At 61.0% G+C, this 15752-nt stretch carries 13 protein-coding genes and 1 pseudogene; 10 read left to right on the top strand and 4 right to left on the bottom strand.

The features are described 5' to 3' along the window. Positions 1-1909 (top strand): molybdopterin oxidoreductase family protein (locus tag B3849_RS06850; RefSeq protein WP_286779944.1); only part of this gene is annotated, 1909 nt, incomplete at its 5' end. 2 nt (positions 1910-1911) lie between these two features. Further along, a complete protein-coding gene (locus B3849_RS06855; protein WP_278425033.1) occupies positions 1912-3117 on the top strand; it encodes a Zn-dependent hydrolase in 1206 nt (401 codons plus the stop codon). Here B3849_RS06855 and B3849_RS06860 read toward each other — a convergent pair. From B3849_RS06860 to B3849_RS06875, 4 genes are all read right to left on the bottom strand, one after another. Next, positions 3106-3333 (bottom strand): WGR domain-containing protein, encoded by a 228-nt coding sequence (locus tag B3849_RS06860; RefSeq protein ID WP_005850193.1) that lies wholly within the window; start codon positions 3331-3333, stop codon positions 3106-3108. The two genes, B3849_RS06855 and B3849_RS06860, sit on opposite strands and share 12 nt — an antisense overlap. Before the next feature lie 106 nt (positions 3334-3439). After that, on the bottom strand, positions 3440-3910 hold the full coding sequence (locus B3849_RS06865) for a GNAT family N-acetyltransferase (RefSeq protein ID WP_278425035.1): 471 nt from the start codon (positions 3908-3910) through the stop codon (positions 3440-3442). Further along, complete coding sequence (locus B3849_RS06870; protein WP_005850190.1) at positions 3901-4602, bottom strand: response regulator transcription factor; 702 nt, start codon at positions 4600-4602, stop codon at positions 3901-3903. Before B3849_RS06870 ends, B3849_RS06865 begins: the two co-directional genes overlap by 10 nt. After that, positions 4599-6509, bottom strand: coding sequence for a PAS-domain containing protein (locus B3849_RS06875; protein WP_278425037.1), 1911 nt, complete (start codon positions 6507-6509; stop codon positions 4599-4601). The genes B3849_RS06870 and B3849_RS06875 overlap by 4 nt, the downstream gene beginning before the upstream one ends. Positions 6510-6714: 205 nt before the next feature. Between B3849_RS06875 and B3849_RS06880 the strand changes: the two genes are divergently transcribed. The 8 genes and pseudogenes from B3849_RS06880 to B3849_RS06915 form a co-directional block, all read left to right on the top strand. After that, a complete protein-coding gene (locus B3849_RS06880; protein WP_286779945.1) occupies positions 6715-8685 on the top strand; it encodes an AMP-binding protein in 1971 nt (656 codons plus the stop codon). 85 nt (positions 8686-8770) lie between these two features. Next, complete coding sequence (locus B3849_RS06885) at positions 8771-9580, top strand: ABC transporter ATP-binding protein (protein ID WP_174226616.1); 810 nt, start codon at positions 8771-8773, stop codon at positions 9578-9580. A 35-nt stretch (positions 9581-9615) separates the two neighbouring features. Beyond that, positions 9616-10605 (top strand): branched-chain amino acid ABC transporter permease, encoded by a 990-nt coding sequence (locus tag B3849_RS06890; protein WP_005850184.1) that lies wholly within the window; start codon positions 9616-9618, stop codon positions 10603-10605. A 75-nt stretch (positions 10606-10680) separates the two neighbouring features. Further along, the gene (locus B3849_RS06895; RefSeq protein WP_005850182.1) at positions 10681-11757 is read left to right on the top strand and encodes a branched-chain amino acid ABC transporter permease; all 1077 of its coding nucleotides are present in this window, start codon (positions 10681-10683) and stop codon (positions 11755-11757) included. 97 nt (positions 11758-11854) lie between these two features. Beyond that, positions 11855-13135, top strand: coding sequence for an ABC transporter substrate-binding protein (locus tag B3849_RS06900; RefSeq protein WP_286779946.1), 1281 nt, complete (start codon positions 11855-11857; stop codon positions 13133-13135). 76 nt (positions 13136-13211) lie between these two features. Then, positions 13212-14048: an ABC transporter ATP-binding protein gene (locus B3849_RS06905; protein ID WP_286779947.1), complete on the top strand. Its 837-nt coding sequence runs from the start codon at positions 13212-13214 to the stop codon at positions 14046-14048. Positions 14049-14111: 63 nt separating this feature from the next. Next, entirely contained in the window at positions 14112-15338 is a 1227-nt protein-coding gene (locus tag B3849_RS06910) for a phenylacetate--CoA ligase family protein (RefSeq protein WP_286779948.1), read from the top strand. 136 nt (positions 15339-15474) lie between these two features. Beyond that, positions 15475-15752, top strand: a pseudogene (locus B3849_RS06915) (iron ABC transporter permease); the annotation flags it as partial.

The following is a 15752-nucleotide window of genomic DNA, read 5'->3' on the forward strand; positions in this document are numbered from 1 at the left end:
GCTGATCCGTCGCAAGGACGCCCCGCCCAAAGGGCTGAACGTGGACCCGGGCAACTGGCAAACCCACTTCCGCGAAGCCACCTGGGACGAGGCGCTGGATTTCGCTGCGGATGGTATGAAAAAGATTGGCGGCGCGGGTGTGGCGGGCTTTGGATCAGCGAAATGCACGAACGAGGAAGCCTACCTGTTTCAAAAGATCATCCGGCAGGGCTTTGGTCACAACAACGTCGATCACTGCACGCGGCTGTGTCATGCCTCTTCAGTGGCCGCGCTGATGGAGAATGTCGGATCCGGTGCGGTCACCGCGACCTTCAACCAGATCGAAAACGCCGATGTTGCGATTGTGATCGGCGCGAACCCGACCGAAAACCACCCCGTCGCGGCGACCTTCTTCAAGCAGTTCGCCAAGCGCGGCGGCAAGCTGATCGTGATGGACCCGCGCGGTCAGGCGCTGAAGCGGCACGCGTCGCATATGCTGCAATTCCGCCCCGGGACTGATGTGTCGATGCTGAACGCCATCATGCATGTGATCGTCGAGGAAAAGCTTTACGACCAACAGTATATCGAAGCCTACACCGAAAACTGGGAGATCGAGAAAGCCCACCTGAAAACCTTCACCCCTGAAAAGATGTCCAAGATCTGCGGCATCGACGCGGAGGTGCTGCGCGATGTGGCGCGGACCTTTGCGGGAGCGAATGCCGCGATGATTTTCTGGGGGATGGGCATTTCGCAGCACATCCACGGCACCGATAATTCGCGCTGCCTGATCTCGCTTGCGCTGATGACGGGGCAGATCGGGCGGCCCGGCGCGGGGCTGCATCCGTTGCGGGGGCAGAACAACGTGCAGGGCGCGTCTGACGCGGGGCTGATCCCGATGTTCCTGCCCGATTACCAGCCGGTGTCCGATGATGGCGTCCGCTCTGCCTTTACCGACGTGTGGCAAAGCAGCGATTTCAGCAACAAGAAGGGCCACACCGTGACCGAGATTATGGACGCGGTGCATGACGGGGATATTCGCAGCCTCTATGTGCTGGGTGAAAACCCGGCGATGTCGGACCCCGATGTGGAACACGCCCGCGATGCGCTGGCCAAGCTCGACCATCTGGTGGTGCAGGATATCTTCCTGACCGAAACCGCGAATTTTGCCGATGTGATCCTGCCCGCCAGCGCCTTTGCCGAGAAATCCGGCACGGTGACCAATACCAACCGACAGGTGCAGATGGGCCGCCCCGCGGTGCCGCCGCCCGGCGATGCGAAAGAGGATTGGTGGATCGAGGTTGAACTGGCCAAACGCCTGGGGCTGGGCTGGACCTACACCGACCCGAGCGAGGTTTTTGCCGAGATGAAGCTGAATATGTCGTCACTCAATAACATCACTTGGGACCGGTTAGAGAGCGAAGGGGCGGTGACCTACCCGTCCACCAGCCCCACCGATCCGGGGCAGGCGATTGTCTTTGCCGATGGCTTTCCGCGACAGGACGGACGCGCACGGTTTACCCCCGCCAGCATCATCGCGCCTGACGACGCGCCGGATGAAGACTATCCGATGATCCTGACCACGGGCCGGCAGCTTGAACATTGGCACACGGGGTCGATGACGCGGCGGTCCTATGTGCTTGATGGGCTGGAGCCCGAGGCGAACTGTTCGCTCCACCCGTCTACCTTACGCAAGCTGGGGGTAGCGCCGGGGGCCTATATCCGGCTCACGACCAAGCGCGGGTCGATCGAACTGATGGCCCGCGAAGACCGCGCCGTGTCGCCCGATATGGTGTTCCTGCCCTTTGCCTATGTCGAAGCGGCGGCAAATATCCTGACAAATCCAGCGGTTGACCCTTATGGCAAAATCCCCGAGTTTAAATTCTCGGCCGTGAAAGTAGAGGCCGCAACAGCCCCCCAACCCGCGGAGTAACCATGCAGATCAACCCCGACCGCTTTCTCGCCGACCTTCACAAATTGCGTTCGTTCGGCGCAGCGGGGGTGGGCAAAGGGGTGATCCGCCCGGCCTATAGCGACGCCGATGTCGCCGCGCGGGACTGGCTGGCCGATCAGATGCGCGATGCCGGACTGCGGGTTGAAATGGACCAGATGGGCAATCTTTTTGGCTTGGCAGATGGGCCGTCGCTGTTGATGGGGTCGCATTCCGATAGCCAGCCCGAAGGCGGATGGCTCGACGGCGCGCTTGGCGTGATTGCCGCGCTCGAGGTCGCCCGCGCCGCAGCCGAGGCCGGCGGCCCCGCGATCTCTGTCGTGTCGTTTCAGGATGAAGAGGGGCGCTTTGGCGTCACCACGGGCAGCGCCGTTTGGGGCGGGCATCTGGATCAGGTCGCCGCCGATGCGCTGACCGATCATGCGGGCGTGACCCTTGGCGACGCGCGTCAGGCCGTGGCGCATCTGGTCACGGGCGAGGTGTCGCCCGATCTGTTCACCGGCTTTGTCGAGTTGCATATCGAACAGGGGCCGACGCTGGATACCAGCGGCGAACAGATTGGTGTGGTCACCGATATCGTCGGCATCCGCGACATGAAGATCACCTTTGACGGGCAGCAGAACCACGCGGGCACCACACCGATGCATCTGCGCCGCGATGCGTTTCAGGCGGTCTCTGCCTTCAATGCCGCGTTGAATGACCGGCTGCGCAATGTCGTCACACCGCAGACCGTCTGGACCATTGGCCATGTCACATTGCACCCAAATGCATCCTCTATCGTGCCGGGGCGTGCGGTGTTTTCGATGCAGTGGCGTGACGCGGATGCGGACCGTCTGGGCCGGATGGAGCAGATCATCCGCGACACCGCCACCGAGATCGCGGCCCAGCAGGGGCTGGCGGTCAGCTTTGGCACAATGCTGGGGCTGGAACCCGTCGCGATGGACCCGACCCTGCGCACCGCGCTGGAAGCCGGCGCGGAAGAAGTCGCGCCGGGCAACTGGCGCAAGATGCCGTCAGGGGCGCTGCATGACGCGACCAATGTGTCGCGCAAGATGCCGGTGGCAATGCTGTTTGTGCCGTCGATCGGGGGGCTGTCCCATACTTTCGAGGAAGACACGAGCGAGGCCGATCTGCTGGCCGGTGTTCAGGTGCTTGCCCGCGCGGTGACGCGGCTGGGATCAGTGACGTAGATAGCCGCGACGCTCGGCCCGTGTGCGATAGCGGTCTGCCATTTTTGACGCCTCGCGCAGGTTACCGAAACACTGGATCACCGCTTTGGGCTGGCCACCTGCGACGCCCCATTCGCGCAGGACAGAGACTTCGCTGAACAGGTTCATCGCGATTTCGACGCGATAGAACAGCCGTCTCTGGGCGGGGTTGGTCCTGTACAGCAAACATTCGATCATGGGCAGAATCTAGCGGGCCAAGGGGCAGGCGCGCAATAAAAAACGGCAGCGCCCGTGTTAGAAAAGACAGCGATGCCATCTGTGGCGGCAGGTGGCACCGCGTGGCTCAGGCGACGGTTTTGCGCAGGGTGATGCTGGTGGGACGGTCAAAACCCGCGTGCGCCGTGCGGGCATATTCGTGAAAGCCAAGCGCGCGAAAGGTGGCGTGGTTGTCCAACAGCTCCACCCGCGTTTGCAGTTCCAACTGGCCAAGGTGCAGGGCACGGGCGCGGCTCTCGGCGTGGGTGATCAGATGGCGTGCCAGACCCAGTCGCTGATGGCTGGGGGCAACGCAGAGCTTGCCCAAATACAGAACCGCCGGTTTCACGCTCAGCACCACACAGGCCACGGGCGGCGCGCCGATCGCCCAGATTTCATCCCTATCCGCCATGGCTTGCAGCGAGGGCAAAGTGGTTTGACCAAGCGAGCTTGGCGGGTCAATGCGCCCCTCCATATAGGCAAAGCAGTCGCGCATCAGATGCAGCACGTCGCCCAGATGGGGGCTGCCACCGCTGATGCGACGGGGGCTCAGCTCCATGTGACGTCGCCCAGAAAGATGTAGCCCGCGCCATATATCGTCTTGATCAACTGCGGGTTTTTGGGGTCTTCGCGCAGTTTGGTCCGCAGCCGCGAAATCCGCACGTCCATCGCCCTGTCAAAGCTTTCAGAGGCGACGCCGCCAAGGCTCGACTGCATCTGCGCGCGGCTGAGCAGACGTTTGGGCGCGTCCAGAAACAGGCGCAGCACCTCCCCCTCCGCATGGGAGAAGGGGGTTTCGACGCCGCTTTCATCCTCAAGCGCGTAGCGGTCGAAATGTGCCTTCCACCCGCTGAACGCGGCGACGGTGCCGGCTTGCGGCGTGGGTTTGGCGCTGCGCAGACGGGCGCGGATACGGGCGACGACCTCTGCCGGATCAAAGGGCTTGATGATGTAGTCATCCGCGCCAAGTTCCAGTCCCGTGACGCGGTCCTGCACCTGTGCGCGGCCCGAGATGATGATCACGATGGCCCCTTGTTCCAGCGCCAGTCGATGCACCAGCGTCAGCCCGTCTGAATCCGGCAGGGACAGGTCCACCAGACAGACATCGGGGGTGTGGGTCGCCAAGGCGGCCTCGAACGCGCGGGCGCGGCTGAACGACAGCGTGTCAAAGCCCGCTTCCTCTAAAGCGTCGGCGAGAAGCGTGCGGATTTCTGGTTCATCGTCCAGAATAGTGACGAGGGGGCGGGTCATTGGGCGGCACTCTCTTTCGGGGCAATCAGCGCGGTCAAATCCGCAATCTCGAAGGGTTTGCGCAATACGGGGGCAAGGGTTTGCGCCTCAAGAAACTGGGCATCATCGGGCGGTAGCGAGGTCATCAATACCAGCGGCGGCGCATCGGCGGGTAGGCGTTTGGCAAGGTCCAGCCCCGTCGCCTCGCCCATAAGCTGGATGTCGGACAGGATCAGCGCGATGTCGGGCAGATCGGCCAGCAGGGCGGTGGCCTCATCCGCGCTGGCAGCTTCGATCACGGAATGGCCCAGCCCCATCAACATGTCTCGCACCAGCGCGCGCAGGTCATCGGCGTCTTCGACCAGCAGGACCAGTCCGGTGGTGGCAGCCACGGCGGGGCGGTAGGGCAGCCGCATGGTCACCTGCGCCCCATGGGCCGTATTGCCAAGGCGCAGATCGCCCCCCGCCGATTTCACCATGTCATAGACCATCGGCAGCCCCAGCCCCGATCCTTCGGCCCCTTTGGTCGTAAAAAACGGATCAAACCCGTGTTCCAGCGCCGAGGGCGAAAAACCGGGGCCGGTATCGCGCAAGACCCATTCGATCCATGTGTCATGGACCTGTCGTATTTCAAGCGAGATCGCCCCCGCGGCCCCGCAGGCATCGCGGGCGTTCAGGATCAGGTTCAGCAGCCCGTCCTGCACCAGCCCGCTGTCCAGCAGCACGGGGGTGTCATCCATCTGGTTGTCGATGCTTAGCGTCATGCCCTTGGGCAGGGTGGGGCGCGCGATCAGGGTCAGATCTTCAAGCAGCCGCGGGATATGGGTCGCAGTCGGACGCAGCGTGCGTGCGCCCGTCATATCGGCAATAGAGCTGAGCAACGTGCCGCCCCGGCGCGCCGCGGCAAGGGTACCTTCGATGAGGGGGGCGGCCTCTGCCGGTTGGCCGTCCAGCCGCCCCAGCCGGGACTGCAGGCCAAGGATGATCGTCAGCAGGTTGGAAAAATCATGCGCCAGCCCCGAGATCACCTGCGCCGCGATCTCGCGTCGTCGGGTCTGCTGAAGGGCGACACGGTTCTGGGTTTCCTCGGTCACATCCATCGACAGGATATAGACCCCGCCGTTTGTATCGGGGGTAAAGGCGCCGCGGATTCGCCGGGCGCTCATCTCGTCCGTGAATTCGATCACCGACGGCTTTCCGGCAAAGGCTTGGGTGAGCGAGGGAGCAATAGAGTCGTAGGCCTGCTGACCCAGAACCTCTGCGATATGGCGGCCGATCAGATCCGCGCGCCGCCCCGGCATGACAGAGGCCAACCGCCGGTTTGAATAGGTGTAACAGGCGTTTGCATCCACATGGGCGATATGGGCCGGCATCATTTCTGTGGTCAGCCGCGTGCGGGCTTCAGACAGGGTGAGCTGGCGTTTTGCCTCTTCCAGCGCGGTGTTCATCGCGGCAAGTTCGCGGTTGGTGGCTGACAGTTCTTCGGCGTGGGCCAGCACCTGCCCCGACAGCGCATCAGACCGGGCGCGCAGCAGTACCTCTTGCTGTTTGGTGCGGGTGATGTCGGTGTAGACGGTGACCCAGCCGCCTTGGGGCAGGGGGGAGCCTTCGACCGAGATGGTGCGGCCATTGGCGCGGGTGCGTTCCATATAATGGGGTTCAAAAGCGCGGGCCTGTTCCACCCTTTCGGCCACAAAGCGCGCCACGTCGTCCACGTCACCGTATTCCCCCAACTGTGCCAGCAGGGTGATCGTTTCCTGAAAGCTCGCACCGGGGGTGACCAGCGCTTTGGGGAGGTCGAACATCTGCTGGAACGGTGCATTACACAGCACCAGCCGCAAATCCGCGTCATAGATCGTCAGCGCTTGCGCGATCAGGTTCAGCCCCGCAGCGGTCATGAGTTTTGTCTGGTGATCGTCGATCTGCATGCAGCCTCCCCCCGCGGCAGACTGCACCATCCCCACAGCGCCGCCAAGCGCAACCTTGGGAAATCACGCCTGTTACAATTCGTTAGAATTGAGAAATCATTAGGTAAAAGTTGACGCAGAGCATCAGGTCAACATCATGGTGTGACATCAGAATCGCACCAGCGATCGACCTGCCGAAAAAGAGCAGGGTTTGGGAGGAAGACATTTGGCTCACACGCTCGTGAGCGCCGACGGACCGCAATCGGTTCCGGCGCTGCTGCATCGTAATGCAAAGCAATTTGCGAACGCGCCTGCGTATCGCGAAAAGGAATATGGCATCTGGCAAAGCTGGACGTGGGCACAGACCCGCGACGAGGTCGAGGCGCTTGCGCTTGGCCTGCTGGAGCTTGGCGCGAACGAAGGTGACTTTATCGCCATCATCGGCCGCAACCGTCCCTATCTCTATTGGGCCATGATGGCCGCAGAGATGGTCGGTGCCGTGCCTGTGCCGCTGTATCAGGACGCCAACGCCGAAGAGATGGCCTATGTGCTGGATCATTGTGGCGCGCGTTTTGTGATCGCCGGTGATCAGGAACAGGTCGACAAGGTGCTGGACGTTCAGGGTCAGCTGACCCAGTTCGAGCGTATGATCTATCTTGATCCACGCGGATTGCGCAAATACGACCACGCCGCGCTGGACCAGTATGGCGCCGTCCAGGACATGGGCCGCAAGGCGCGCGACAAGCACATCAAAGAGCTTGGAGCGCGTCAGGCCAAGTTGGACTACGACAGCACGGGCGTCATGCTTTACACCTCTGGCACCACGGGCAAGCCCAAAGGTGTGGTGCTGAGCAACCGCAATATTATCGAGACGGCCAAATCCTCTTCCGCTTTCGACAAGCTGCGTCAGACGGACGATATTCTGGCCTATCTGCCGATGGCCTGGGTGGGGGATTTCATCTTTTCCGTCGGGCAGGCGCTGTGGACGGGGTTCTGCACGAACTGCCCTGAAAGCGCGGACACGATGCATGTGGACCTGCGCGAGATCGGCCCGACCTATTATTTCGCCCCACCGCGCGTGTTCGAAACCCAGCTGACATCGGTGATGATCCGGATGGAGGACGCGAGCCGTTTCAAAAAGTGGCTGTTCGACAAATTCATGGCCCATGCGCGCAAGGTGGGCCCCGCCATTCTCGACGGTAAATCCGTAGGCGCAATGGACCGTGCGAAATACGCCTTGGGCGAGCTGATGATCTATGGCCCGCTGAAAAACACGCTTGGCCTCAGCCGCGTGCGCGTCGGCTATACCGCGGGCGAGGCGATCGGGCCGGAGATCTTCGATTTCTACCGCTCGCTCGGGATCAACCTGAAACAGCTTTATGGCCAGACCGAAGCCACCGTCTTTATTACCGCGCAGCCCGATGGCGAAGTGCGCAGTGACACGGTCGGCGTGACCTGCCCCGGCGTGGAGCTGAAGATCGCCGAGAACGGCGAAGTCTTCTACCGCAGCCCCGGCGTGTTTGTGGAATATTACAAGAACCCCGAAAGCACCGCCGATACCAAGGATGCCGAAGGCTGGGTCGCCACGGGCGACGCGGGCTTTATCGAGGAAGGCACCGGGCATCTGCGCATTATCGACCGCGCCAAAGACGTTGGCAAAATGGCTAATGGCAGCCTGTTTGCGCCGAAATACGTGGAAAACAAGCTGAAGTTCTTCCCCAACATCCTTGAAGCGGTGGTGTTCGGGAACGGACGCGACGAATGCACCGCCTTTATCAATATCGACCTGACCGCGGTCGGAAACTGGGCGGAGCGCAACAACATCGGCTATGCGTCCTATCAGGAACTGGCGCGGCATCCGCAGGTGATGGACACGATCCAAAGCCATGTGGAAGAGGTCAACGCCTCTATCGCAGAAGATGAAATGCTGTCGGGCTGTCAGGTGCATCGCTTTGTTGTGCTGCACAAGGAACTTGATGCCGACGACGGAGAGTTGACGCGCACGCGCAAAGTCCGTCGCAAGGTCATCGGCGAGAAGTTCGACGATATCATCACCGCGCTCTACGACGGGTCGCCCTCTGTCAGCACGGTTACTGAAGTGACCTATGAAGACGGGCGTAAGGGGTCGATCTCGGCCACGCTGGAGGTGCGCGATGCCAAGGTGTTCGCAGACACCCGCAAGATGGCCGCGCAATGAGCATGACATCAGGCGGAGCATGCGGGCGCTGCGGTTGCGCAGTGGATTTTAAGACCATTTGGAAGGGGGCTGCGGCGTGAAAGATATGACCGACGGCTATGTCACAGCGGATGGGCGCCAGATTGGCCCCGTTGTGATGGAAATGAAAAACATCACCCTGCGGTTCGGTGGGGTGGAGGCGATCAAGGATATCTCTTTCGACATCCGTCAGGGCGAGATCCGCGCGATCATCGGGCCGAATGGCGCGGGCAAATCATCTATGCTGAACGTGATCAGCGGGTTCTATGTGCCGCAGGAAGGTGAAGTCTGGTACAAGGGCAGCCGCCGTCCGGCGATGAAACCCTTTGAGGTGGCGCAGCAGGGGATCGCACGCACCTTCCAGAACATCGCCCTGTTCGAAGGGATGTCGGTGCTGGACAACGTCATGACGGGGCGTTTGACCAATATGAAGACCGGCATGTTCTGGCAGTCGATCTGGAAGGGCAAAGCGGAGCGCGAAGAGACCGCGAACCGCGAAGTCGCCGAAAAGATCATCGATTTCCTTGAGATTCAGGCGATCCGCAAGACGCCCGTGTCGCGTTTGTCCTACGGCTTGAAGAAACGGGTCGAACTGGCCCGCGCGCTGGCCGCCGAGCCGTCGATCCTGCTGCTGGATGAACCGATGGCGGGCATGAACGTCGAGGAAAAAGAGGACATGAGCCGCTTTATTCTGGATGTGAACGATGAATTCGGCACGACGATTGCCCTGATCGAACACGATATGGGCGTTGTGATGGACCTGAGCGACCGTGTGGTTGTGATGGATTACGGCAAGAAGATCGGCGACGGCACCCCGAGCGAGGTGCGCAACAACCAAGACGTGATCGACGCATATCTGGGGGTTGCACATGACTGATTTTGCCACTGGTTTTGCGATGGGGAGGGTCTGATATGCCTGAGCAACTGGCCTTTACAATCGAGGTGTTCCTGAACGGGCTGATGGCGGGGGTGCTGTATGCACTGGTCGCCCTGGGGTTTGTTCTGATCTACAAAGCCTCGGGTATTTTTAACTATGCCCAAGGGGTTATGGCGCTGTTTGCGGCCCTGACTCTGGCGGGGATCATCGATGGGCAGGTGCCGTTTAGCCACCTGATCAACGCGATCCTGGGCACGGATATTCACCATTTCGGCTGGCACGTGCCGGCGTTCCTCGCGATTTTGCTGACGATGGTGGTGATGATCGGGCTGGCCTATGCGGTGCAGCGGTTGGTCTTCCGCCATCTGGTCGGGCAAGAGCCGATCATCCTCTTCATGGCGACCATCGGTCTGGCCTATTTCCTGGAAGGGGTGGGCGATCTGATGTGGGGGTCCGACATCAAGTCTATGGATGTGGGGCTGCCTCAGGGGCTGAACACCTGGATCGACGACACCACTTTTAACGCCTTTGGCTACGGGTTCTTTATCGACAACCTGGATATCGTGGCCAGCATCATTGCCGCGTTGCTGGTGATCGGCTTGGTGATGTTTGCGCAATACACCAAACAGGGCCGCGCCATGCGGGCTGTGGCGGACGATCACCAAGCGGCTTTGTCTGTCGGCGTGTCACTGAACTTTATCTGGATCCTCGTATGGTCGCTGGCGGGCTTTGTCGCCCTTGTCGCGGGCATCATGTGGGGCACGAAATCGGGGGTCCAATTCTCGCTCTCGCTGATCGCGCTGAAGGCGTTGCCGGTGCTGATGCTGGGGGGGTTCACCTCTATCCCCGGTGCCATCGTGGGCGGCTTGATCATCGGTGTGGGGGAGAAGCTGTTCGAATTCCTGATCGGTGCGCCTTTCCTTGGCGGTGCGACAGAGAACTGGTTCGCCTACATGCTGGCGCTGATCTTTCTGGTGTTCCGTCCGCAGGGCTTGTTCGGGGAGAAGATCATTGAACGTGTGTAATTTAGGCAACTCCCTGACCGGGGCTTTGCCCCGGAACCCAGGATTTAAAACCATTTGGAACGGGGGGAGCATCTGATGTTCTATCGTGAAGCCGGGGATTTCAGCGCCTCATACGAAGAAGACAGCCAGACGTTTCCGATCAAGTTCGACCGGTATCGCTATTATCTGGTGTTGTTCATCGCCATTGCCGTGATCCCTTTTGTGATCAATGACTATTGGGTGAACTCACTGTTCCTGCCGTTCCTGATCTACGCCATCGCGGCGATCGGGCTGAACATTCTGGTGGGCTATTGCGGGCAGGTGAGCTTGGGGACCGGTGGCTTTATGGCCGTGGGGGCCTATGCCTGCTACAAATTCATGACCGCCTTTCCCGACGTGAGCATGCTGGTGCATGTGTTGCTGTCGGGGCTGGTGACCGCCGGTGTTGGTGTGTTGTTCGGCCTGCCATCGCTGCGGATCAAAGGGTTCTATCTGGCCGTGGCAACGCTGGCGGCGCAGTTCTTTCTGGTCTGGCTCTTCAACCGTGTGCCGTGGTTCTACAACTACTCTGCCTCGGGCCAGATCAGCGCGCCGGAGCGGACATTCTTCGGGATCGAGATCACCGGACCGAATACGCAGGCCTGGGCGACCTATCTGTTCTGCCTGATGTTCGTGATCTTCAGCGCCTATGTAGCACGCAACCTGACCCGTGGGTCGGTGGGGCGCAAATGGATGGCGATCCGTGATATGGATATCGCGGCCGAGATCATCGGGGTAAACCCGCTGCGGGCGAAACTGACGGCCTTTGCGGTCAGCTCTTTCTTCATCGGCATCTCGGGGGCGCTGTTCTTTGCGGTCTATCTGGGGGCGGTCGAAGTGGGCGAGGCCTTTGGCATCCAGAAATCGTTCCTTGTGCTCTTTATGATCATCATCGGCGGGCTGGGATCGATCTTTGGCAGCTTTGCCGGGGCCGCGTTCCTTGTGCTCTTGCCGGTTGCATTGAAAATCGTGGGCGTGGACTGGTTCGGCTGGCCGACGGATATCGTGGCGCATCTGCAGCTTGTGATCGTGGGCGGGTTGATCATCATCTTCCTGATCGCGGAACCGCATGGGCTGGCCCAGTTGTGGCGCGTCGCCAAGGAAAAACTGAGATTGTGGCCCTTCCCGCACTAGGGAAGGACGCATGGCCGGGGGGAGGAGACCCAAGGCCGAAGAAGAGACGACCGGGACAACCCGGCAAGATCGGATACATCCAAGGGAGGAAACACCGATGAAACTGAAGATGACTACGTTGGCGCTTGGCGCTGCTCTGGCTGCGGGCCCCGCAATGGCAGAGCTTGTATTCCCGTCGCTCAGCTATCGCACGGGCCCTTATGCGGCAAACGGGATTCCCTTTGCCGACGGCTATGCGGATTACTTCACGCTGCTGAACGAACGTGATGGCGGTATCGGTGGCGAACCGATCCGGATGATCGAATGTGAAACCGGCTATAACACCGAAAAGGGTGTGGAATGCTATGAAAGCACCAAGGGCGAAGGCGCGCTGGTCTATCAACCGCTGTCCACCGGCATCACCTATCAGCTGATCCCCAAAGCGACGGCAGATGGCATCCCTGTCCACTCTATGGGGTATGGCCGGACATCGGCCAAAGACGGGTCGGTGTTCAAGAATATCTTCAACTACCCCACCAACTACTGGGACGGCGCTTCGGTCGCGATCAAGCACCTGCTGGATCTGAACGGTGGCAGCCTTGAAGGTAAGAAGATCGCGCTGGTCTATCACAACTCTGCCTACGGCAAAGAGCCGATCCGCACCCTGGAAGAGTTGGGCAAAAAGCACGGGTTCGAACTGTCCTTGCTGCCCGTTGACCACCCCGGTCAGGAACAGAAATCCCAGTGGTTGCAGATCCGTCGTGAAAAGCCGGACAATGTGATCATGTACGGTTGGGGTGTGATGAACCAGGTCGCCGTGCAGGAAGCCGCGAACATCCGCTATCCGATGGATCAGTTCATCGGCATCTGGTGGTCCGGTTCCGAGAACGACGTGCGTCCAGCGGGTGACAAAGCCAATGGCTACAAGGCGCTGACGTTCCACAACGTGGGCGATGACTTCCCCGTGTTCGACGACATCCAGAAGTATGTGGTTGATACTGGCAAGGCCGCAGGCGCGGGCGACCAGATCGGGACGGCTTTGTATAACCGTGGTCTTTACGCCGCGATGCTGGCTGCCGAAGCTGCCAAAACGGCGCAGGGTATCCATGACACCAAGGCGCTGACACCAGCGCAGATGCGTGACGGCATGGAAGCACTGGAAATCACCGAAGCCAAGATGGCGGATCTGGGTCTGCCCAACTTTGGGCCAGAGTTCACGGTGTCTTGTGAAAACCACGGTGGGAACGGCTTTGGGGCTGTGGCGCAGTGGGATGCTGCTGCCGACAGCTGGAGCCTGATCACCGACTACATCCAGTCGGACCAAGACGTGCTGGCCCCGCTGATAACCGAAGATGCGCAGGCCTTTGCCGCGGAATCCGGTATCGAACCCAGCTGCTAAGCGCAGCCCTTGAACAGGGGCGCGGCGGCATTGTGGCCGCGCCCGACCCCCACGCCACCTAGTGAAAGAGACACCCATGCTGGATGCCACCCCAACGCCCGACGCGCAGGTCGAGACCCTTCTTGAGGTCAATAATATCGAGGTGATCTATAACTCGGTCATTCTGGTGCTGAAGGGCGTGAGCCTGAAGGTGCCCAAGGGCGGTATCACGGCCCTGTTGGGCGGTAATGGCGCGGGCAAGACCACGACGCTCAAGGCGATTTCCAACCTGCTGCATTCCGAACGGGGCGAGGTCACCAAAGGGTCGATCAAATACCGCAATGATCCGGTGCACAAGCTCGACCCCGCAGAGATGGTGAAACGCGGCGTCGTGCAGGTGATGGAGGGGCGGCATTGCTTTGAACATCTCACCATCGAAGAGAACCTGTTGACCGGTGCTTATACCCGCAGTGACGGCAAGGCGGCGATCGCCCGTGATCTGGAAATGGTGTACGAATATTTCCCACGGTTGCGCGAACGGCGCAAATCGCAGGCGGGCTATACCTCGGGCGGGGAACAGCAGATGTGCGCCATTGGTCGCGCCCTGATGTCGCGCCCTGAAACGATCCTGCTGGACGAGCCATCGATGGGTCTTGCGCCGCAGTTGGTCGAACAGATTTTCGAGATCGTCAAAACGGTGAATGAAAACGAAGGCGTGACCTTCCTGCTGGCCGAACAGAACACCAACGTTGCCCTGCGCTTTGCGCATTACGGCTATATTCTGGAATCCGGTCGCGTCGTGATGGACGGCCCTGCCGCCGACCTGCGCGAGAACCAGGACGTCAAGGAGTTCTACCTTGGCATGTCGGACGAGGGGCGCAAGTCTTTCCGCGATGTCCGCAGCTACCGGCGCCGCAAACGCTGGCTCAGCTGATCCAGCGCACGACCCACAAGTTTTCCATTTCCCGACCACCCAGATGAATTGCGAGTAAGCGACATGGCACAGACGTCCTATTTTGACAGCCTAGAGACCCGCAGCCCCGAGACACGGGCGGCCGATCTTGCCCGGACCTTGCCCGCGCAGATCGCACGGGCGCAGGCGCTGCCGGGCTATGCAGGATCGTTGGACGGGATCGCGCCGGACACGATCACCAATGTCGAGGCGCTGGCCGCGCTGCCGGTTCTGCGCAAATCCGAGATCGGGAAACAGCAGGCGCAGTCGGCCCCCTTTGGCGGTTTTACCACCAAGCCCGCCCATGCGTTTACCCATATCTTCCAGTCTCCCGGCCCGATCTACGAACCCTCCTCCGACGCGCCGGACTGGTGGCGCATGGGGCGGTTCCTGCATGCGGTGGGGATTGGCGAGGGCGACATCGTCCAGAACTGTTTTGGCTATCACCTGACACCTGCGGGCATGATCTTTGAATCCGGTGCGCGGGCTGTGGGGGCGGCGGTGCTGCCGGCGGGCACCGGGCAGACCGAACTGCAGGTCATTGCCGCGCGCGATATCGGCACGACCGCCTATGCTGGCACGCCGGATTACCTCAAGATCATTCTCGAAAAAGCGGATGAGATGGGGGTGACCCTTGGCATCACCAAAGCGGCCGTGGGCGGGGGCGCGCTGTTCCCATCCTTGCGCGACTATTATGCAGAGCGGGGGATCACCTGTTTGCAAAGCTATGCAACGGCGGATCTGGGCAACATCGCCTACGAAAGCCCCGCCGCCGAAGGCATGATCGTGGACGAGAATGTAATCGTCGAGATCGTGACCCCCGGCACCGGCACCCCCGTCGCTCCGGGCGAGGTGGGCGAGGTCGTGGTGACCACCTTGAACCCCGACTATCCGCTGATCCGTTTCGCCACAGGCGACCTGAGCGCCGTACTGCCGGGGGCGTCTCCTTGCGGGCGGACCAATATGCGCATCAAGGGCTGGATGGGCCGTGCGGATCAGACCACCAAGATCAAGGGGATGTTCGTACGCCCCGAACAGGTCGCGGCGCTTGTCGCCCATCACCCCGAGGTCACGAAGGCCCGCGTGGTGGCAAGCCGTGCGCATGAACAGGACGTCATGACCGTGCATCTTGAGACGACGGGTGATGACGCGGAAAGCTACGGTGCTTCTGTCGCCGCGCTTCTCAAGCTGAAGGGCAAGGTCGTGCTGGCCGCGCCGGGCAGCCTGCCCAACGACGGATTGGTGATCGAAGACCAGCGCAGCTATGACTGACCCGTGCTGAAGGCACGCATCCTGACACCGGAGATTCTGCTGCAAAGGCAGGATCACGCCTTTGCACCTGCGCCTCGCGCTACAATTTTCAGTCATCCCGCTGGTATTTCCGACTGAATTAGTCGAAACCGATCGCATGACGACACAGGATATCAATACAAGCCCCGCCGCCGTGAAAAGATCGCGGGACGGAGTGCGTTTGCTGGCGGGGGTTGCGGTCGCGATTGCGGCGACCTGTGCCTTACCGATGGTGGCCGTTTTACTGGCCGCGCTGGTCGGGGGCACCGATACGGTGCGCCACCTGATCGATACGGTGCTGCTGGGGTACGCGGGCACAACCCTTCTGCTGGTCGCAATGGTGGCCACGGGCACCTTTGCCTTGGGCGTGGGGACCGCGTGGCTGGTGACCATGAC

This window comes from Sulfitobacter sp. UBA4523 (assembly GCF_002388305.1).
Taxonomy (GTDB): Bacteria; Pseudomonadota; Alphaproteobacteria; order Rhodobacterales; family Rhodobacteraceae; genus Sulfitobacter; species Sulfitobacter pontiacus.